Below are 20,423 nucleotides of genomic sequence, written 5' to 3' on the forward strand. Positions count from 1 at the left end.
GATCATCCCAGCGCCAGCGCCACCACGCCGGCGGCGATCAAGATGGCCCCGAGCAAGCGCGCGAGGCGGTCGCCTTCGCCGAGCAACTGCCCGCCGATGAGCGCTGCGAACAACATCGACACCTCGCGCGCGGGCGCCACGTGCGACAACGGCGCCTGTTGCATGGCGAAGAGCACCAGCACATAGGCCACCGGGCTGACCACCGCCACGAGCAGCGCGTAGCGCCACTGCGTGTGCCACAGCTGGCGAGCGGTGGGCAGGTCGCGCAGCACGCTGGGCGCCAGCAGCGCCACGCGCACGAAATTGCCCATGTAGTCCACCAGGATGGGCGACATCAACACCACCTTGACCGCGTAGCCGTCGACCACCGTGTAGGCCGCTATGAAGACACCCGTGACCACGCCGTACACCATGCCCTTGTGCACGCGCTTGCGTGCCACCGGGTCGTGCGCCGCGCGCAGCAGGCCGGGCCCGCCGGCAATGAGGAACACGCCACCCACCACGCCGGCAATGCCCGCCACGCCGAGGGCAGAGATCTGCTCACCCAGCAGCACGATGGCGACCAGGGAGGACAACAGCGGCCCCGTGCCGCGCGCCATGGGGTAAACCACGGTGAGGTCGGACTTGCGGTAGCCGCGCAGCAGGATCACGTAGTAGAAGACGTGGAGCACTCCGCTGGCCAGCACCAGCGCCCACTCGATGGCGCCCCAGTCGGCCACCACATCGCGTCCCATCCACCAGCCCAGCGGCGCCCACACCAGCATCATGAAAAAGGCGCTGAAGAACGCGAAGCGTGCGTCGCCCCCTGCCTTCTTGGCGGCGATGTTCCAGCAGGCGTGGATCAGGCCCGCGAGAACGATCAGGCCCAGGGCGGTCAGCGACATGCAGCGTCAGAAGAAGCCGGATTCCAGGGGCACCAAGGGTCCGGCTCTGCCGGCCACAGGTGCCGTCCCCCTTCCAGGCGCCGCAGGCGCTCCAGAGAGGGGGGAAGCCGCGCAGCGGCGCAGGGGGGAGTTCCTCAACCCTTCAAGCCCGGCCGATGATGCTCGCGGTTGCCATCAGCTCTTCGAGCAGGGCCAGGGAAACCTTGCCCGAGACCAGGTACGGATCGAACTCGGGCTTCTCCGAGTACTTCAGCACGATGGAGATGTTGAGCTTGGTCAGATTGACCTGACCCATGGTCCAGCCCCCGAAGCGGCGCTCGGTGATCTCTTCATAGTGCAGCAACTCCACGTCCGAGTGGCGCGGATCGGCCACGATGTGGCTGTAGAGCGTGTTGACCGCGCTGCGGCCGCCTTCGATGGCTTGCAGGAACACGCCACCGCCATAGCACAGCACGCCGGTGATGCCGTGGCCCATGTTGTGCGAACGCGCGGATTCCAGGATGGACTCGATGACACGGGGGGAGTCTTTTTCGACAGCGCGGCTGACGTAGAGGAGGCGGACAAGCATGGCGGTCTTCTTCTGGATGAGCGGTGAATTCAGCGCGGGATGAGCGACAGGAACTCGCGCCGCAGGTTGGGGTCTTTGAGGAACACGCCGCGCATGACCGAGTTGATCATCTTGCTGTCCATGTCCTTCACTCCGCGCCAGGCCATGCAGTAGTGGCTGGCCTCCATCACGATGGCCAGGCCGTCGGGCTGTGTCTTCTCCTGGATCAGGTCGGCCAGCTGCACCACGGCTTCTTCCTGGATCTGCGGGCGGCCCATGATCCACTCGGCCAGGCGCGCGTACTTGGACAGACCGATCACGTTGGTGTGCTCGTTGGGCATCACCCCGATCCAGATGCGGCCGATCACCGGACAGAAATGGTGGCTGCAGGCACTGCGCACGGTGATGGGACCCACGATCATCAGCTCGTTGAGGTGTTCGGCGTTCGGGAATTCGGTCACCGCCGGACCCTTGACGTAGCGGCCGTTGAACACTTCCTTGATGTACATCTTGGCCACGCGGCGCGCGGTGTCGCCGGTGTTGTGGTCGTTGTCGAGGTCGATGACCATGCTGTCGAGCACGCCCTTCATCTTCTCGGCCACCTCGTCGAGCAACAGGTCGAGTTCACCGGGCCGGATGAATTCGGCGATGTTGTCGTTCGAGTGAAAGCGCTGGCGAGCCGCCTTCACGCGCTCGCGGATCTTGACGGAGACAGGTGTTCCGTGGTCGTCGTCGGGGACGGCTGGGGTCATGGCGGAGTCGGATTTCATGAGCATGGGGCATGCTATCACCCGCTTTTCTTTCAAGCATGAATAAGGCTTTTCCCGGGATGTGGAGCCGCCCCCGTTCCATCGCCCAGCAAGGCTTCCAGCTCCTGCAAGGTGCTCGCCTCGTGCAATGGCTTGTCGTAACGGATGCGTTGCATGCGCGGAAAGCGCAGCGCCACACCGCTCTTGTGGCGGGTGCTGCGGGCGATGCCTTCGAAGGCGAGTTCAAACACCAGGGTCGGTCGCACGCTGCGCACCGGGCCGAACTTCTCCAGCGTGTGCTGGCGGATCACGGCGTCGACCGACTTGAATTCTTCGTCGCTCAGGCCCGAATAGGCTTTGGTGAAGGCCACCAGTTGCAGCGCGCCGGGCACGGCGGGTTCTCGGCGAGCGATCGCCTCCACCACGGCCTGCGCCTCTTCGGCGCTGGCCGGCAAGCGGTTCCAGACCGCGAACGTGTAGTCGGTGTAGACCGAGGCGCGGCGGCCGTGGCCGGCCTGGGCGTAGATCAACACGCCGTCGATGCTCAGCGGGTCGATCTTCCATTTCCACCAGGCCACCACCCCGTCTTCGGTTTGGGTGCCCGGGCCGGTCCAGCGCTTCTGCCGGCCGGTGCCATAAGTGCTGCGGCGATGCTTGAGCATCAGTCCCTCCACGCCGAGTTCGCGCGCCTTCGACCGCTGCTCGGCGAGCGTGGGCCAGTCGCTGGCGGCGATGCCGGGTGAGAGCCACAGGCGCGGGCCCGACACGGCGTTCATGCCCCGGGCCAGGGCCTCCAGGCGCGCGCGGCGTTCGGTCTGTGGCTGCGCGCGCAGGTCTTGCGCATCGGCTTCCAGCAGGTCGTAGGCCATGAAGTTCACCGGCGCATCGGCCAGCACTTTGGCGTTCAGTGTCTTGCGGCCAATGCGCTGTTGCAGCAAGGCAAACGGTGCGGGTCGGCCGGGCCGGTCGTTGCCGGGCAAGGCGCTCACGCCATCACCCTCGTCCCACACCAGGATCTCGCCATCGACCACCGTGCCGTCGGGCCAACGCTGGGCGAGGGCCTGCAGTTCCGGGAAGCGCTCGCTCATGAGCTCTTCCCCGCGCGACCACACCCACACCTGACCGCCGCGTTTGACGATCTGGCCGCGGATGCCATCGAACTTCCATTCGGCCAGCCAGTCGGTGGCGGGGCCCAGGCGCGCCTGCATGGCCTGCGCGACGTCGGTGCTGGCCACTTCCAGGCCCAGCAGGTCGTCGCCGGCATCCATGCCCAGCGGGCTGGCGAGAAAGAACGGATAGGGCTGGCTGGGCTCGCGTCCGGCATGTTCGTTGCCCGCTTCACCGGCCGGTGCGATCAGGGCGCGGTACATGGCCGCCGTCGGGAGGCGCTTGCTGTCGGTGAAACCCATCATGCGCGCGGCCACCTGTTTGGCGTCCAGCCCCGCGTGTTGAGCGATGGCGCGCTGCACCAGCAGCTTGCTCACGCCCACACGGAAGCCGCCGCCCACCAGTTTGACCAGCAGGAACCGCCCGGTCATGTCCAGCTCGCGCCACCAGGCGCGCACCGCCATGGCCACGATGTCCTCGCCCTGCCCGCGCAGGGGCAGCAGACGCTGCTCCATCCAGTCGCTCAGGCCGGCCTCCAGGCCCTCGGTGCTCTCGGGAGCGGGCAGCACCAGCGCGATGGTCTCGGCCAAGTCGCCGACGGTCTGGTAGCTCGCTTCAAACAACCATTCGGGCAATCCGGAAGCCTCTTGCGCCAGGGCGCGCAACTGCGCGGTCTTGATCAACTGGCGCGGTTTGCCGCCCGAGAGGAAGTACACGGCCCAGGCCGCATCGGCGTCGTCGACGGCGCCCAGGTAACGCCTCAGCGCGGTCACCTTGGCGCTGGTGGCGGTGGTCGCATCCAGCTCGGCGAACAGGTCGGCAAAGCGCTTCATGGGGTCGACGCTGGCGTGGTCCCGGTTCGGGTCTCGTGTTCGTCACCGTACTCGGTCTCGAAGCCTTCGGCCTGCAGCCCTTGCTCCTGCAGGTAACGCACCAGCACCGGAACGCTGCCGTGGGTGACGATCACGCGTTCGGCACCACTGGCACCGATGGCACCGAGCAGCCCGGGCCAGTCGGCGTGGTCGCTGAGCACGAAGCCGCGGTCGTGCCCGCCACGCCGGCGCTGTCCGCGCACCTGCATCCAGCCGCTGGCAAACGCGTCCGAAAAATCACCGAAGCGCTTGATCCACGGCGTGCCCAGCGCGCTGCCGGGGCACAGCACCAGCGCGCGCTGCAGGCTGGTCTTGTCGTTCGCGTCGCTCACCGTCAACGTCTCGGGCAGCGCAATACCGGCGGCGCGGTAGGCGCGGTTGAGCGGTTCGACCACACCATGGCAGACGATGGGGCCGATGGACGCATCCACCCCGCCCAGGATGCGCTGCGCCTTGCCCAGGCTGTAGCAGATCAGCACGCTGGCGCGCCCGGCCTCGGCGTTGTCGGCCCACCATTGGTCGATCTGGCCGAACAGCTCCGCGTCCGACCGCCAGCGGTAGATGGGCAGGCCGAAAGTGGATTCGGTGATGAAAACATCGCAGGGCACTGGTTCGAAGGGCGTGCAGGTGCGGTCGGGGGGGGCACCGGCCGGTGTGGTGCGGTAGTCGCCGCTGGCCACCCACACCCGGCCGCCATGCTCCACCCGCACCTGGGCCGAACCCAGCACGTGGCCGGCCGGGTGCAGCGAAATGCGCACGCCGTTGTGCTCCACCACCTCACCGTAGGCCAGCCCTTGCAGCGTGATGCCCTGTCCCAGGCGCGAGCGCAGCAGACCCTCGGACACAGCGGTGGCCAGGTAGTGCGCGTGGCCAGGGCGTGCGTGGTCGGCGTGCGCATGGGTGATCACGGCGCGCTCGACCCGGCGCCACGGGTCGATGTAGAAGTCGCCTGGCGGGCAGTACAGACCTTGCGGGCGCTGGACGATCAGATCGTCGTTCATGGCCTTGGGAGTTACTTCAATAGCGGTGGCCAGTGACGAACAGGGTGGCGCGCATGATGCCGAAGGCAATGCGGTCGAGCACGCGCTGCGTCCAGTGCCGGCTGCTCAAAGCCCGCACATCGACCATGTCACCGGCGTTTTGCACCAGCCCATCGAGGTGGCTGCGCAGCAGGCGGGCAAAGCGCTGGTCGGTGGTCATCACATTGGCTTCACGCGCCAGCAGCATCGAGAGCGGGTCCAGGTTGGTCGAACCCACCGTGGCCCAGCGCTCGTCCACCACCGCCACCTTGGCATGCAGGGCACTGGGTGCGTACTCGTGGATCTCGATGCCGGCGTTGACCAGGTGCTGGTAGACCGGCCGCGCGGCGCGGTACTGGAAGAAGTTCTCATACTTGCCCTGCGACAGCAGGCGCACCCGCACGCCCCGCGCGGCCGCCAGGATGAGCGCGCGGCGCAGCTTGCGACCGGGAATGAAGTACGCGTTGGCGATCACGATCTCGCGCCGCGCTGCGCCGATCGCCTTGAGGTAGGCGCGCTCGATGTCGTGCCGATGGCTCACGTTGTCGCGCAGCAGCAAGGTGGCGCGCGCACTGTCCACGCCCAGGGGGATGGTGGCCGCGTCGCCAAACGTGCTGTTGCTGCCCGCTTCCCGCGGGCTGGTGTGGGCCGTGTCGAGCTTCTGCAGCAGGCGCGAGAAATCACCGACGGGACGCGATTCCCGCAAGGCCTCCCACGCTGCCTTGAACTCGCGCCGACGTGCGCTGCGAGCGGCTTGCAGGCGCCACCAGAGCTGCTCCATGGTCTCGGCCATGTCGCGCACCAAGGGCCCGGCCACGCGCAGCGAAAAGTCCAGTCGCGGTGCATCCAGCTTGCCCAGCGCCACGTCGTCCTGGTCGTCGATGATGTTGATGCCGCCGCAAAAGCCCACCGTGCCGTCGACCACGCAGAGCTTGCGGTGCAGCCGCCGCCAGCGGCTGGGCAGCACCAGGCCGAAGCGCCCCAGCGGCGCATAGATGTGCCAATGCACGCCCGCCTCGTCAAACCGCTGTTGCCAGGACGTGGGCACCGTCGGCGTGCCCACGCCGTCGATCACGAGCCGCACCACCACGCCACGTCGGGCTGCGCGTTCCATCGCTTCGGCCACGCTGAGCGCAGAGCCTGCGAACTCGAAAATGTAGGTTTCCAGATGCACCACACGGCGCGCGGCATCCATGGCGGCCACCAGGGCCGGGAAGAGCTCGGCGCCGCCCTGCAGCAGCAACAGCTGGTGACCGCCTCGCAAGGCACCGCGCACAGCGCGCGAGCGGCGCAACAACTTGTCGGCGGCTTTCACAACTCCAGCTCGGCGATCAGTGGCAGGTGGTCCGACATGCGCGACCAGGCCCGCCCGTGCGGCACCTGCGCCGAGACCGGTCGCAACCCCCGCACGAAGATGCGGTCCAGGTGCAGCAGCGGCAGGCGCGAGGGGTAGGTCGGCAAACGGATGCCTTCGAAGGTGCGCAGGCCCAGGTCTGCCATGGGCCGCAGCAGTTGCGCGCCCCAGTCGTTGAAATCGCCGGCCACGATCAGCGGCGCGGTCTCGGGCACTCCGGTGGCGACGTACTCGCCCAGGCGCTGCACCTGGCGCGCTCGGCTGGCATGGATCAACCCCAGGTGAACCACGACCACGTGCACGTCGATGCCTTCGATCAACAGCTGCACGTGCAGCAGTCCGCGCTGTTCGAAGCGGTGGTCGGAGACGTCGGAGTGCCGGCTGTCGATCACCGGCCAGCGTGAGAGCAGCGCGTTGCCGTGTTCGCCGTGGCGCGTGGTGGCATTGGTGCGGTAAACGGCCTCGTAGCCGTCGGGTGTCAGGTAGTTTGCCTGGTCCAGGTCGGGCCAGCGGGTGAAGTGCTTCTCAAGCTTGCGGTTGTGTTGACGCACCTCCTGCAGGCAGACGATGTCGGCATCGAACTGCTCCACGGCGTGTGCGAGGTTGTGGATCTCCAACCGCCTCGTGGGACCCAGGCCTTGTACGCCTTTGTGGATGTTGTAGGTGGCGACGCGAAGAATGCTCATGAGCAAATCATGCCACCAACACCACCCGCGACATGTGCAAATCAGTTCAGCCTCGCCGCCATTCTGGGCAGCCAGGAGATCGCCTCGGCATTCGACGGCGAGAAGCAGCGTTCGGCCGCTCGCGTCCACGGCAACCACACCTGGTCGCGGTGTTCGCGCGGGCTCAACAGCACGGTCACGGGCTCTGGGATGCACAGCCCGAACAGATGCTCGGTGTTGTGCGTCACTCCCGGCGCGTAGCGATGGCGCCACTGCGGATAGATCTCGTACACGTTCTCCAGCGCCCAGTCGGTGAGCGCGTGGCCGCTCGCTCGTGCGTTCAGCCCGGTTTCCTCGGCCACCTCGCGCACCGCGGCGAGTTCAAACGACTCATCCAGCGTGTCCTTGGAGCCGGTCACCGATTGCCAGAAGCCTGGCGCGTCCGCGCGCTCGATCAGCAGCACCTCCAACGCCGGCGTGTGGATCACGACCAGCACCGATTGCGGGATCTTCGCCACCATGAAAAAAAGAAGGTCAGAAGAGGCGAGAGGCCGCATGGCCGGCCGAACGTGCCCGCTGCAACAGCTTCCAGGCCGACCACACCCGCAGCGCCCACCCCAACGATCGGCGCGGCCGCCAAATGGCGACCGCCAGCAAGCTCCCCGCCACGGCCAGCGGGTTCGCCCGCAACCAGCGCCAGGCGTCCTGCAAACGGTCGGCCCAGGCCAGCGCAGGCTGGACCACCTGCAACCGGTCAACCACCTGAACGCGCAGGCGCCCGGACCGGTGCACGAGCACCTGGCGTCGGCGAGCCAACTGCGCGGCACGGTCGGGCTTGCGTGTGGTCATGAGCGAAGCACTTCTCGGTCCTGCTGGAGTTCCTCGATCGTGGCCGAAAACAGCCTGGTGCCGCTGCGCACGCGCTCGCGGGCGAGCCAGGCCGCCACACCGCCCAAACCCAGAAACAGCCCGGCGAACACCGCCAACGGCACGAGGCGATGGGTGTCCCAGAGTGCCACGGTGATCAGCATGGCCAGAAAGCCCAGTCCCAGGCTGAGGAAGGCCACCGCCACGGCGCCGTAGACCAGCAGGCCGCCGACGCGCAACACTTCCTCCTGCGCTTCCACGCTGAGCAGCTCCAGCCGCAGCTGGAGCAGTTCCAGCACGGTGGCGGTCAACCCCTTGAGCGAGGCCGACAAACGGGTCGTTGGCACAGACATGCCGAGTCCGGTCAACGCCGGCTGATGAGCAGACCGATCACCAAGCCGATGCCGGCAGCCGTGCCCACGGCGCGCCAGGGGTGTTCGTGCACGTAGTCGTCGGTGACGCGGGCCATCTCACGGCTCTTCTCCTTGATCGCGTCTTCCGCGTCCAGCAGCTTGTGGCGGGCCAGGCGCAGGTTTTCGTTGATGCGCTCGCGCAACTCCGCCACCTTGCCTTCGGTCTGGTGGGCGGTGGCCACCATCAACTCTTCGGCGTCGGCAATGACGCGCTGCAGGTCGGCGACCAGCTTCTCCTTGTTGGCCAGGGTGTCTTGGGCGTTCTTGCTCATGGATGGGCTCCTTTCAAAAAGTCATCCTAACAAACCCGTACCCGTACCACGCCGTACGTTTTGTTACCGCTGCTCTGTGGTGTGGATCCGCCCTCGCCCATCACCAAAAAAAAGGGCGACCGTCGTCGCCCTTTTTGGTGTTGCCGAAGCCGCAGGTCAGGCGGACTTGGCCAGGTCCGTGTTGCGCAGGCGGATGTGCAGCTCGCGCAGCTGTTTCTCGTCCACCAGGCTGGGTGCCTGGGTCAACAGGCACTGGGCGCGCTGGGTCTTGGGGAAGGCAATCACGTCGCGGATCGATTCGGCACCGGTCATCAGGGTGACGATGCGGTCCAGGCCGAAGGCCAGGCCGCCGTGGGGCGGCGCACCGTATTGCAGCGCATCGAGCAGGAAGCCGAACTTGACCTGGGCCTCCTCGGGCGTGATCTTCAGCGCATCGAACACCTTCTGCTGCACCGCTGCGGTGTGAATGCGCACAGAACCGCCACCGATCTCCCAGCCGTTGAGCACCATGTCGTAGCCCTTGGCAATGCACTTCTCGGGCGCGGTGACCATCCAGTCTTCGTGGCCGTCTTTCGGCGCAGTGAAGGGGTGGTGCACGGCGGTCCAGCGATCGGCTTCCTCGTCGTGTTCGAACATCGGGAAATCGACCACCCACATCGGTGCCCAGCGGCTCTCGAACAGGCCGTTCTTCTTGCCCAGCTCGCTGTGGCCAATCTTCAGGCGCAGCGCACCAATGGCGTCGTTGACCACCTTGGCCTTGTCGGCGCCGAAGAAGATGATGTCGCCGTTCTGCGCCTTCGTGCGCGCCAGGATGTCGGCCACGGCCTTGTCGTGCAGGTTCTTCACGATCGGGCTCTGCAGGCCGTCGCGGCCCTTGGAGGCGTCGTTGACCTTGATCCAGGCCAGGCCCTTGGCACCGTAGATCTTGACGAATTCGGTGTAGGCATCGATCTCGCTGCGGCTCATGTCGGCGCCGCCGCGCACGCACAGGGCGACCACGCGGCCACCCTTCATGGTGGCGGGCGCCGAGAAGACCTTGAAGTCCACATCGCCCATCACGTCGGTGAGTTCGGTGAACTCCAGCGTCACGCGCAGGTCGGGCTTGTCGGAGCCGAAGCGGTGCATGGCTTCGCTGTAGGCCATCACCGGGAATTCGCCCAGGTCCACGCCCAGCGTGTTCTGGAACACCGTCTTGATCATGCCCTGGAACATGTCGCGGATGTCTTCCTCGGTCAGGAACGAGGTCTCGATATCGATCTGCGTGAACTCGGGCTGGCGGTCGGCGCGCAGGTCCTCGTCGCGGAAGCACTTGGTGATCTGGTAGTAGCGATCGAAGCCGGCCACCATCAGCAGCTGCTTGAAGAGTTGGGGCGACTGCGGCAGCGCAAAGAAGTGGCCGTCGTGCACGCGGCTGGGCACGAGGTAGTCGCGCGCGCCCTCGGGCGTGCTCTTGGTGAGCATCGGTGTTTCGATGTCGATGAAGCCGTTGGCGTCCAGAAACTTGCGCACTTCCATGGCCACGCGGTAGCGCAGCATCAGGTTGTTCTGCATGTAGGGGCGGCGCAGGTCGAGCACGCGGTGCGTCAGGCGTGTGGTCTCGGAGAGGTTTTCGTCGTCAAGCTGGAAGGGTGGCGTGACCGAGGGGTTGAGCACCTTCAGTTCGTGGCAAAGCACCTCGATCTGGCCGCTCTTGAGCTTGTCGTTGGTGGTGCCGGCGGGGCGCGCGCGCACCAGGCCGGTGACCTGCACGCAGAATTCGTTGCGCACGTCCTCAGCGGTCTTGAACATCTCGGCGCGATCGGGGTCGCACACCACCTGCACATAACCTTCGCGATCACGCAGGTCGATGAAGATCACGCCACCGTGGTCGCGGCGGCGGTTCACCCAGCCGCACAGCTTCACGGTTTCGCCCAGTTGAGCCTCGGTCACCAGACCGCAATAGTGGGTACGCATCGCCATTTCGCTTCTTCTTTCAACAGGTTCGCAGGTCGGGCCCGCAGGGAGAGATCAGGGGGTCTTCTGGATGGCGCCGTCGGCGCCTACCTTGAGGTGCGGATTCTTGGGTCCGCCGGGCACGATCACGCCCATGGACACGATGTAGGTCAGCGCTTCATCCACGCTCATCTGCAGCTCCACGCAGGCGCTCTTGCGCACCATCACGAAGTAGCCGCCGGTGGGGTTGGGGGTGGTGGGCACGTACACGCTGTGGAATTCGTCGTGCTCGGCGCCACCGGGCATGGATTGCAGGTGGGTCAGCACGTCACCCGCGGGTGAACCCGTGAGGAAGCCGATGGTCCACATGCCTTCGTGCGGCCACTCGACCAGCAAGGCCTTGCGAAACGCGTTTCCCTTCTCGGAAAACAACGTGTCCGACACCTGCTTGACGCCCGAGTAGATGGAGCGCACCACGGGAATGCGGTGCAGCAGCGCGTGCCACCAGCTCACCAGCTTGTTGCCGATGATGTTGGATGCCAGGGCACCGATGGAGAGCACGACCACCAGCGCGAACACCACACCCAGGCCAGGAATGTGCATGCCGAACACCTGATCGGGCTGCCAGCTGCTGGGCAGGATGCGCAGGGTCTGGTCGAGCGTGCTGACCACCCACTCCAGCACCCACAGCGTGATGATCAGGGGCACCAGCACCAGCAGGCCCGAGAACAACCATTTGCGAAACGACGGCATGCGGGATAACTCAGGAGCCCGACGGTGTGGTCGGTGTGGTCGGTGCGGCGGGAGCCGGCGCGGCTGCGGGTGCAGCGGCAGGCGCGGGTGCGGCAGCGTCACCGGCCGGCTTGGCGGGCGCCGCGGCAGCGGGCGCGCCCTCGGCGGCTGGTGTGGCGGCGGGCTTGCTGCCCTCGCGGAAATCGGTGACGTACCAGCCCGAGCCCTTGAGCTGGAAGCCGGCAGCGGTCAGCTGTTTCTTGAAGCTGGATTGACCGCAGGCCGGGCACACGGTGAGCGGGTCGTCGGACATTTTCTGCAGCACGTCCTTGGCATGGCCGCAGGACTCGCACTTGTAGGCATAGATGGGCATGGCGTGAACCTGGTGAAGAAGGGGGGTGTCCGGTCAAGGCAGTCACCCGGCGGGCGCACTGCATTCCGCGGTGGAAGCGGAACAAAACCCGTCATTATAAATTGAGGGGGTGTCAGGCGCCCCTGCCGGGCGTCGGCCCCGGGCGGCACGCAGCCGCCCGTCTTCACCAGAGGCGCACGCGCACCAGCACCTGCATCACGATGAGCCCGAGCAAAAAGCCCAGTCCGCCATACAGGATGGCTTGCAGCAGGCGGTTGGTGCGTCGCTGCTCGGCCAGCAGACTGTCGAGTTCGCGCCGCAGTTCGTGCGGCTTGTGATGCAGGTAGTCGTGCAGCAGGCGTGGCAGCGCGGGCAGCAGCTTGGCGTATTGCGGTGCTTCGGCCTTGAGTTGCTGCAGCAGCTTCTGCGGCCCCACCTGCTCGATCATCCACTTCTCCAGGAACGGCTTGGCGGTGTTCCAGAGATCCAGCTCGGGATCGAGTTCTCTGCCCAGGCCTTCGATGTTGAGCAGGGTTTTCTGCAACAGCACGAGCTGGGGCTGGATTTCCACCTGGAAGCGGCGTGAGGTCTGGAACAGGCGCATGAGCACCAGGCCAAGCGAAATCTCCTTGAGCGGGCGGTCGAAGTACGGTTCACACACCGCACGGATGGCCGACTCGAGCTCGTCCACACGCGTCTCGGCGGGCACCCAACCGGACTCGATGTGCAGCTCGGCCACGCGTTTGTAGTCGCGCCGGAAGAAGGCGGTGAAGTTCTGCGCCAGGTATTCCTTGTCGAACTCGGTGAGTGTGCCGACGATGCCGAAATCCAGCGAGATGTAGCGCCCGAACGTGGCTGGCTCCGTGCTCACCTGGATGTTGCCCGGGTGCATGTCGGCATGGAAGAAACCATCGCGGAACACCTGGGTGAAAAACAGGGTCACGCCGTCGCGCGCGAGCTTCGGGATGTCCACGCCCAGGGCGCGCAATTCGTCGACCTTGTTGATGGGCAGGCCATGCATGCGCTCCATCACCATCACCTCGGTGTAGCAATAGTCCCAGAGCATTTCCGGGATCAGCACCAGATCAAGGCCCTGCATGTTGCGGCGCAGTTGCGCGGCGTTCGACGCCTCGCGCAGCAGGTCCAATTCGTCGTGCAGGTATTTGTCGAACTCGCCCACCACCTCACGCGGCTTGAGGCGTTTGCCGTCGGCGGAAAGCCGTTCGACCCAGCCAGCCATCATGCGCATGAGGCCCAGGTCCTTGTCGATCACGGCCAGCATGTTGGGCCGCAGCACCTTCACCGCCACTTCGCGCCCGCCATGGCGGCCGTCGCGCAGGGTCGCAAAGTGCACCTGGGCGATCGACGCGCTGGCCACCGGCACCTGTTCGAAGTGCGTGAACACCTCGGACAGCGGCTTGCCGAACGCACGCTCGATGCTGGCCACGGCCACTTCACTGGGAAACGGGGGTACCCGATCCTGCAGTCGGGCGAGTTCGTCGGCGATGTCGGACGGAAGCAGGTCACGGCGGGTCGACAGAACCTGGCCGAACTTCACGAAGATCGGCCCCAGGCGCTCCAGGGCCTCGCGCAGACGCTCGCCGCGGGGCGCATCCAGGTTGCGGCCAACGGAAACGACGCGGGTGAGCAGGCGGATCCAGCGGCCGCGGAAGCTGGAGAGCACCAGCTCGTCCAGCCCGTAGCGCAACACCACCCAGACAATGAAGGCGCCGCGAAAGAGCCGCGTCATGCGCTGGGTCCGCCGTCGTGCGGCGGCACGCCGGCATCGGACGCGGGCGCGCTGGTGAATGGGTTCCTTGGGGGAAAGCCTTCGGGCATGCGGGCCACGAAGGACTTGATGGCCGTGGCTGCGGACCGCGCGAACCGCGCGATGGTGTGAGCGGTGGCGTCGCCGACCACCCGGGACAGGTCTTCTTCGACATCCCAGCGCACGTTGTCCACCAACCAGGCCACCTCGGCCGCAAGTTGCACGTCACCCTGGATGTCCACGCCCGGTTTCTGGCCGGCCAGCACGCTCTGGGCGAGCTCCAGGGGTGAAGTCTGGGTGAGCGTGACGCCGAGTTCGGGCTTCGCACCGGGCGCACAGCGCTCCAGCAAACCGGCTGCGGTGGGCGCCAGCGTGAGGTGGAAGTCGCCCCACTGGATGCGCACGGGCTTGCCCTTCTGGCGTTTCAAGCGATCCTGCGCGGCTGGCTCCTGCATCAACACGTGGTTGAGGAACAGCACGAGCCGGTTCTGCAACTCGTCCACCACCCAGTCGGGCGGGCGGATCGAGCCCAGCAAGGATTGCAGGAAGTTCAGAGGCGAGGCGCCAGAAGCGCCTGGTCCGGACGAAGAATCGGGTGGTTCATTTTTCATGACCACCCGATTTTGACGGATAAAACCTGGCGGGCGGCACCATCGGCCATTGCCCGGACAAGGTCGGGTCGTGGACCCGACCCATTGACGTTATTGCAGCGCCTGAACGCCCGCCACCAGCCAACCGCCCGAGCCGGCCTTGGGTCGCGTGATGTTCCAGACTTCGCGGAACGGATTGGGGCCAGACGATGCGTCTTCGCGGATCATTCCCGAAAATTCCACGCTGGCCATGTACTCGTCGTCCAGCTCCTCAATGCCGAGCAACTGGGCGTCGAGCATCACCACCTCGGTCTTGTTGACGCCACCGGCGTTGGTGGATTCACGATCTGCCAACTGGCTGCGAATCTGCTCCAGCATGCCGTCGGTCATCATGGCGCGCAGGCTGGGGATGTCGGAGCGGTCCCATGCATCTTGCAGGCTCACGAAATTGGCCTTGGAAGCCTTGAGGAAGCCGTCGGCATCAAAGCCGGCAGGCACGCCCCAGGTCTGGCGCCCCATGAGGGCTGCGCCGATCACGGAGCCGCCCGCTGCGGACGCCGTGTCGAGCGATGCGGAGCCACTGCGCTCCCACGGACGGGCCGATGCATCGTTGCCGACGTTGTGTGGCAGGTAGCTGCGGGGCATGGCTGGATCAAACTGCGAATTGCCCGATTGGGTGGCCGGGCCACCAGCACCTTGGTAAGCCATGTTGCCGGCACCGTTGGAAGCTGCGCGACGGCGCATCACCATGCCGATCACGGCCATGACCACCGCCGCCAGCAAGGCAAACATCAGGAACTGTGCAAAACCCTCACCAAGGCCCAGGGAAGAGGCCAACCAGGCCAGCCCAAGACCTGCGGCCAGGCCGCCGAGCATGGCGCCCCAAGGACGCTTGGGCGCCGCTGCCGCCGGGCTGGCGGTGGCGGGACGGGCAGCAGCATTCTGTGCGGGCGCCTGTGGCGCTGCCTGCTGCTGCGCGGGCGCGGTACTGCGCTGCGTCACGTTGCCCGACTGCTTGCCGATCGAAAAGCCGCCGCCCATGCGCTTGGCCCAGACATCCTGCGAGCTCAGCGCCATCGCGCAAACCAGCATCACCGACCACAACTTGTTCATGTTCCCGTCCCCTTCGATCAAAAATCAAAAAATCCAAACCACGATCAGCATTTGATGCCCACATGCAGCGCCACCACACCGGCGGTGAGGTTGTGCACATCCACGTGACCGAAGCCCGCGCTGCGCATCATCTGCCGCAATGCTTCCTGACCCGGGTGCATGCGGATGGACTCGGCGAGGTAGCGGTAGCTCTCCTCGTCGTTGGCCACCAGCTTGCCCAGCTTGGGCAGGATGTTGAACGAATACCAGTCATAAGCCTTTTCGAGCGGTTTCGCCACCCGGGAAAACTCCAGCACCAGCAACTTGCCGCCTGGCTTGAGGGTGCGATGCATCTCGGCCAGCGCAAGTTCCTTGTTCGTCATGTTGCGCAACCCGAAGGCCACCGACACGAAATCAAACGTATCGTTGGCAAACGGAAGCTTTTCAGCGTCGCACACCAAGGTGGGGAGCACAACGCCCAGATCAAGGAGGCGCGTGCGGCCCTCGCGCAACATCGCCTCGTTGATATCGGTGTGCACCACCCGGCCAGTGGGCCCAACCTTCTTGGCGAACGCAAGAGACAGATCGCCGGTGCCGCCCGCGATGTCGAGCACGCGGTGGCCCGGTTGCGGGTTGGCCACGGTGAGCGTGTAGCGCTTCCAGAGCCGGTGCAGGCCGCCCGACATCAGGTCGTTCATGACGTCGTACTTGGGCGCGACCGAGTCGAACACGCTGCGCACGCGGGAAGCCTTGTCCCGCTCGTCGACGGTCTTGAAGCCGAAATGGGTGTCTGCCATGGCGATGCCCTCAGTGGCTGCCGCAGGCGTGGCCGCCCTTTTCGGGCATGGGTGCATCACGCTCCACGCCAGCGGCGCTCAGACGTGCGGTGTACTCGGCCCACAGTTCGTCCTGCTTCGAGCCGAGGAAATACAGCAGATCCCAGGAGAAGATGCCCGAGCTGTGGCCGTCGGAGAACGTGGGCTGCACGGCGTAATTGCCCACCGGCTCCAGGGCGATGATGCCGACCTCGCGCTTGCCGGTCTGCAGCACTTCCTGGCCCGGGCCATGACCCTGCACCTCGGCCGACGGCGAATACACGCGCATCAGCTCGAACGGAATCCTGAACTCCTTTCCATCGGAAAAGCCGATCTCGAGCACGTGAGACTGCTGGTGCAGCGTGATCGATTGCGGCGAAGGCGTGTTCTTGTCGAGTCCGGCCATGGGAAATGTCTCCGTGTGTGTTGCGGGGTCAGACCAGCACGCGTTCGATGCCGCCTTCGTTGGCCTTGGCCACGTAGGCGGGCAGCCAGTCTTCGCCCAGGATCTGACGCGCCATTTCGACGACGATGTAGTCGGCTTCGAGCAGGCCATTGTTCAGGTCGTCGCCATAGCGGGTAAGGCCTTGCAGGCAGCTCGGGCAAGAGGTCAGTATCTTCACGTTGGCCTGCGCACCCACGGTGCCGGCGGCGCGCAGGGCGGCCTCGCCCTTGAGCAGCTCTTCTTCCTTGCGGAAGCGGATCTGGGTGGAGATGTCGGGACGGGTCACGCCCAGCGTGCCCGACTCACCACAGCAGCGCTTGCTTTCGATCACGTTGTCGCCCACCAGGGCCTTCACCGTCTTCATCGGCTCCTGCAGCTTCATCGGCGTGTGGCAGGGGTCGTGGTAGAGGTATCCGCCCTGCCCGGCTGGCAGCGTGATGCCTTTTTCGAGCAGGTATTCGTGAATGTCGATGATGCGGCAGCCAGGGAAGATCTTGTCGAATTCGTAGCCCTGCAGTTGGTCATAGCAGGTGCCGCAGCTCACCACGACGGTCTTGATGTCCAGGTAGTTCAGCGTGTTGGCCACGCGGTGGAACAGCACCCGGTTGTCGGTGATGATTTTTTCGGCCTTGTCGAACTGGCCGCTGCCACGCTGCGGATAGCCACAGCAGAGGTACCCCGGTGGCAACACGGTCTGCACGCCGGCATGCCACAGCATGGCTTGCGTGGCCAGCCCCACCTGGCTGAAGAGGCGCTCGGAACCGCAGCCGGGGAAGTAAAACACCGCCTCGGTCTCGGCCGTGGTGCCCGCCGGGTTGCGGATGATGGGCACGTAGTCCTTGTCTTCAATGTCCAGCAAGGCGCGCGCGGTCTTCTTGGGCAGGCCTCCGGGCATCTTCTTGTTGATGAAGTGGATCACCTGCTCCTTGACAGGAGCCGGTCCCAGCGTGGCGGGCGGTGCGCTCGTCTGCTTGCGCGCCACCTTCTTCAGCAGCTTGTTGGCCATGCGCTGGGCCTTGAAGCCCACGCCCACCATGGCGCCGCGCATGAACTTGATGGTCTCGGGGTTGGTCGCGTTCAGGAAAAACATGGCCGCGGCATTGCCCGGACGGAAGCTCTTCTTGCCCATCTTGCGCAAAAGATTGCGCATGTTCATGGTGACGTCGCCGAAATCGATCTTGACGGGGCACGGGCTCAGGCACTTGTGGCACACGGTGCAGTGGTCGGCCACATCTTCGAACTCTTCCCAGTGCTTGATGCTGATGCCGCGCCGGGTCTGTTCTTCGTACAGGAAGGCCTCCACCAGCAGCGATGTGGCCAGGATCTTGTTGCGCGGGCTGTAGAGCAGGTTGGCGCGCGGCACGTGCGTGGCACACACCGGCTTGCACTTGCCGCAGCGCAGGCAGTCCTTGACCGAATCGGCGATGGCGCCGATGTCGCTCTGCTGCATGATGATCGACTCGTGGCCCATGAGGCCGAAGCTGGGGGTGTAGGCGTGGGACAGGTCGGCGCTGCGCAGGCTGGCATCGGTAACCACGCCCTGACGCAGCAGCTTGCCCTTGTTGAAGCGGCCTTCGGGGTCGACGCGGTCCTTGTACTCGGCGAAGGGGCGCAGTTCCTCGTCGGTGAGGAACTCCAGCTTGGTGATGCCGATGCCATGTTCGCCGGAGATCACGCCGTCCAGGCTGCGCGCGAGCACCATGATGCGGGCCACAGCCTCGTGCGCCGCCTGCAACATCTCGTAGTCGTCGCTGTTGACCGGCAGGTTGGTGTGCACGTTGCCGTCGCCTGCATGCATGTGCAGCGCCGCCCACACGCGGCCCTTGAGCACGCGCTGGTGGATGGCGTTGCACTCGTCCAGCACCGCACCGAAGGCGGCACCGGTGAATATCTGCTGCAGCGGGGCGCGCAGCTGCGTTTTCCAGCTGGCGCGCAGGCGGTGGTCTTGCAACTGCGGGAACAGGCTGTCCACGTCGCGCAGCCAGCCGGCCCACAGCGCGCGCACCTCGCGCACCAGCACCAGGGCCTGTTGCACGCGATCTTCGAGCAGCTCGGCGCTGGGAATGTCGTTGGCGTCGTCGGTCTTGCCCAGGGGCAACTGGCCCTTGGCAAAGAAGGCTTCCAGTGCATCGGCCAGCTTGATCTTGTTGCGCAGCGAGAGCTCGATGTTGATGCGCTCGATGCCCTCGGTGTACTCGCCCATGCGTGGCAGCGGGATCACCACGTCTTCGTTGATCTTGAAGGCGTTGGTGTGCTTGCTGATGGCCGCGGTGCGCTTGCGGTCGAGCCAGAATTTCTTGCGTGCCTCGGCGCTGATGGCCACAAAGCCTTCGCCGCTGCGCGAATTGGCCAGGCGAATGACTTCGCTGGTGGCGCGCGCCACCGCGTCGGCGTCGTCGCCCACGATGTCGCCCACCAGCACCATCTTGGGCAAGGTGCCGCGCTTGCTCTTGGTGGCGTAGCCCACGGCCTTGAGGTAACGGTCGTCCAGATGCTCCAGGCCGGCCAGGATGGCGCCACCCGGGCGCTTCATCTCGGCGAACATGAAGTCCTTGATCTCCACGATCGAGGGCACGCAATCGCGCGGATTGCCGAAGAACTCCAGGCACACGGTGCGCACATGCTCGGGCATGCGGTGCACCACCCAGCGCGCGCTGGTGATCAGGCCGTCGCAACCCTCTTTCTGGATGCCCGGCAGGCCACTCAGGAACTTGTCGGTCACGTCCTTGCCCAGGCCTTCCTTGCGGAAGGTCTTGCCGGGGATCACGAGCTGTTCGGTGCGCACCGGCGTCTTGCCGTCGGCCTCGAAATACTTCAATTCGAAGCTGGCCACCTCGGCGTCGTGGATCTTGCCCAGGTTGTGGTCCAGCCGGGTGACTTCGAGCCACTGCGCCTGCGGCGTGACCATGCGCCAGCTCAACAGGTTGTCCAGCGCCGTGCCCCAGAGCACGGCCTTCTTGCCGCCGGCGTTCATGGCAATGTTGCCACCCACGCACGAGGCCTCGGCCGATGTCGGGTCAACCGCGAACACGTGACCTGCGCGCTCGGCCGCATCGGCCACGCGCTGCGTCACCACGCCGGCTTCGGTCCAGATGGTGGGCAGGGGTTTGTCGTGACCGGGCGCCTTCACCCATTCCACTTCGGTCATGGCTTCGAGCTTTTCGGTGTTGATCACCGCACTCTTCCAGGTCAGTGGGATCGCGCCGCCCGTGTAGCCGGTGCCGCCGCCCCGGGGAATGATGGTCAGACCGAGTTCGTAGCAGCCTTTGACCAGCAAGGCCATCTCGGTTTCGGTGTCGGGCGTGAGCACCACGAAGGGGTATTCCACGCGCCAGTCGGTCGCGTCGGTCACGTGCGAGACGCGCGAGAGGCCGTCGAACTTGATGTTGTCGTGCGCGGTGAGCTTGCGCAGCGCCCTGGTGGCGCGCTGGCGCAGCGCAGCCATGTCTTCAAACGAGCGCGAGAAGGCGTCCACCGCACCCTTGGCGGCCTGGAGCAACTCGGCCACCAGTTGGTCGCGCCCGGCGTCGTCTTGCGGCGTGCGGCGCTTCTGCACCTCGGTCAGGCGGTGGTGCAAGGCGTCCACCAGCTGTTTGCGGCGTTTCGGGGTGTCGAGCAGGTCGTCCTGCAGATAGGGATTGCGCTGCACCACCCAGATGTCGCCCAGCACCTCGTACAACATGCGGGCCGAGCGGCCGGTGCGGCGTTCGCCACGCAGTTCGTTCAACAATGTCCAGGCCCGCTCGCCCAGCAAGCGCTGCACGATTTCACGGTCGGAGAAGGAGGTGTAGTTGTACGGGATCTCGCGCAGGCGCGGTGCTTCGTCGGTGGCCACGGCGAAGAGCGAGAGCGGTGTGGGAGCGTTCATGGGTGTGGCAGACGCCAACGTGACAGTGGGTAACCCAAGATGGTACCGCAGGCCCCATTCACCCACCCCCCTGATGGAAA

At 65.7% G+C, this 20,423-nt stretch carries 20 protein-coding genes; all 20 read right to left on the reverse strand.

What is annotated here, in order from left to right:
• Window positions 1–2 precede the first annotated feature (2 nt).
• Window positions 3–884, reverse strand: a complete 882-nt coding sequence (locus V6M63_RS14445; protein ID WP_332742903.1) for a DMT family transporter — start codon at window positions 882–884, stop codon at window positions 3–5.
• 142 nt (window positions 885–1,026) lie between these two features.
• Window positions 1,027–1,452 carry a BLUF domain-containing protein gene (locus V6M63_RS14450; RefSeq protein ID WP_332742905.1) on the reverse strand — a complete coding sequence of 142 codons (426 nt, stop codon included), beginning with the start codon at window positions 1,450–1,452 and terminating at the stop codon, window positions 1,027–1,029.
• A gap of 29 nt (window positions 1,453–1,481) precedes the next feature.
• The gene (gene folE, locus V6M63_RS14455) at window positions 1,482–2,207 is read right to left on the reverse strand and encodes a GTP cyclohydrolase I (protein WP_056273008.1); all 726 of its coding nucleotides are present in this window, start codon (window positions 2,205–2,207) and stop codon (window positions 1,482–1,484) included.
• A gap of 26 nt (window positions 2,208–2,233) precedes the next feature.
• The gene (locus V6M63_RS14460; RefSeq protein WP_332742908.1) at window positions 2,234–4,120 is read right to left on the reverse strand and encodes an ATP-dependent DNA ligase; all 1,887 of its coding nucleotides are present in this window, start codon (window positions 4,118–4,120) and stop codon (window positions 2,234–2,236) included.
• Entirely contained in the window at window positions 4,117–5,160 is a 1,044-nt protein-coding gene (locus V6M63_RS14465) for a ligase-associated DNA damage response exonuclease (RefSeq protein ID WP_332742910.1), read from the reverse strand. Before V6M63_RS14465 ends, V6M63_RS14460 begins: the two co-directional genes overlap by 4 nt.
• 16 nt (window positions 5,161–5,176) lie before the next feature.
• The gene (gene clsB / locus V6M63_RS14470) at window positions 5,177–6,493 is read right to left on the reverse strand and encodes a cardiolipin synthase ClsB (RefSeq protein ID WP_442909592.1); all 1,317 of its coding nucleotides are present in this window, start codon (window positions 6,491–6,493) and stop codon (window positions 5,177–5,179) included.
• Entirely contained in the window at window positions 6,490–7,218 is a 729-nt protein-coding gene (locus tag V6M63_RS14475; RefSeq protein WP_332742912.1) for an endonuclease/exonuclease/phosphatase family protein, read from the reverse strand. The genes clsB and V6M63_RS14475 overlap by 4 nt, the downstream gene beginning before the upstream one ends.
• Window positions 7,219–7,259: 41 nt before the next feature.
• On the reverse strand, window positions 7,260–7,718 hold the full coding sequence (nudB, locus tag V6M63_RS14480) for a dihydroneopterin triphosphate diphosphatase (RefSeq protein WP_332742915.1): 459 nt from the start codon (window positions 7,716–7,718) through the stop codon (window positions 7,260–7,262).
• Between the two features lie 13 nt (window positions 7,719–7,731).
• Complete coding sequence (locus tag V6M63_RS14485) at window positions 7,732–8,046, reverse strand: YqjK family protein (protein ID WP_332742917.1); 315 nt, start codon at window positions 8,044–8,046, stop codon at window positions 7,732–7,734.
• A complete protein-coding gene (locus V6M63_RS14490) occupies window positions 8,043–8,417 on the reverse strand; it encodes a phage holin family protein (protein WP_332742919.1) in 375 nt (124 codons plus the stop codon). The genes V6M63_RS14485 and V6M63_RS14490 overlap by 4 nt, the downstream gene beginning before the upstream one ends.
• An 11-nt stretch (window positions 8,418–8,428) precedes the next feature.
• The gene (locus V6M63_RS14495; RefSeq protein ID WP_332742921.1) at window positions 8,429–8,749 is read right to left on the reverse strand and encodes a DUF883 family protein; all 321 of its coding nucleotides are present in this window, start codon (window positions 8,747–8,749) and stop codon (window positions 8,429–8,431) included.
• A gap of 156 nt (window positions 8,750–8,905) precedes the next feature.
• Entirely contained in the window at window positions 8,906–10,708 is a 1,803-nt protein-coding gene (gene aspS, locus V6M63_RS14500; protein ID WP_332742923.1) for an aspartate--tRNA ligase, read from the reverse strand.
• A 48-nt stretch (window positions 10,709–10,756) separates the two neighbouring features.
• On the reverse strand, window positions 10,757–11,434 hold the full coding sequence (locus tag V6M63_RS14505) for a DUF502 domain-containing protein (protein WP_332742925.1): 678 nt from the start codon (window positions 11,432–11,434) through the stop codon (window positions 10,757–10,759).
• 10 nt (window positions 11,435–11,444) lie between these two features.
• The gene (locus tag V6M63_RS14510; protein WP_332742927.1) at window positions 11,445–11,786 is read right to left on the reverse strand and encodes an FmdB family zinc ribbon protein; all 342 of its coding nucleotides are present in this window, start codon (window positions 11,784–11,786) and stop codon (window positions 11,445–11,447) included.
• A gap of 163 nt (window positions 11,787–11,949) precedes the next feature.
• Entirely contained in the window at window positions 11,950–13,515 is a 1,566-nt protein-coding gene (gene ubiB / locus V6M63_RS14515; protein ID WP_332742929.1) for a ubiquinone biosynthesis regulatory protein kinase UbiB, read from the reverse strand.
• On the reverse strand, window positions 13,512–14,144 hold the full coding sequence (locus tag V6M63_RS14520) for a ubiquinone biosynthesis accessory factor UbiJ (RefSeq protein WP_332742931.1): 633 nt from the start codon (window positions 14,142–14,144) through the stop codon (window positions 13,512–13,514). The genes ubiB and V6M63_RS14520 overlap by 4 nt, the downstream gene beginning before the upstream one ends.
• Window positions 14,145–14,234: 90 nt before the next feature.
• Complete coding sequence (locus V6M63_RS14525) at window positions 14,235–15,236, reverse strand: Tim44 domain-containing protein (RefSeq protein ID WP_332742933.1); 1,002 nt, start codon at window positions 15,234–15,236, stop codon at window positions 14,235–14,237.
• Between the two features lie 44 nt (window positions 15,237–15,280).
• Window positions 15,281–16,012, reverse strand: coding sequence for a bifunctional demethylmenaquinone methyltransferase/2-methoxy-6-polyprenyl-1,4-benzoquinol methylase UbiE (ubiE, locus tag V6M63_RS14530; RefSeq protein ID WP_332742935.1), 732 nt, complete (start codon window positions 16,010–16,012; stop codon window positions 15,281–15,283).
• Between the two features lie 10 nt (window positions 16,013–16,022).
• Entirely contained in the window at window positions 16,023–16,436 is a 414-nt protein-coding gene (locus V6M63_RS14535; protein WP_332742937.1) for a DUF971 domain-containing protein, read from the reverse strand.
• Between the two features lie 28 nt (window positions 16,437–16,464).
• Complete coding sequence (locus tag V6M63_RS14540) at window positions 16,465–20,343, reverse strand: FAD/FMN-binding oxidoreductase (RefSeq protein ID WP_332742939.1); 3,879 nt, start codon at window positions 20,341–20,343, stop codon at window positions 16,465–16,467.
• Window positions 20,344–20,423: the final 80 nt, after the last annotated feature.

It is taken from the genome of Hydrogenophaga sp., from assembly GCF_036675665.1.
Taxonomy (GTDB): Bacteria; Pseudomonadota; Gammaproteobacteria; order Burkholderiales; family Burkholderiaceae_C; genus Hydrogenophaga.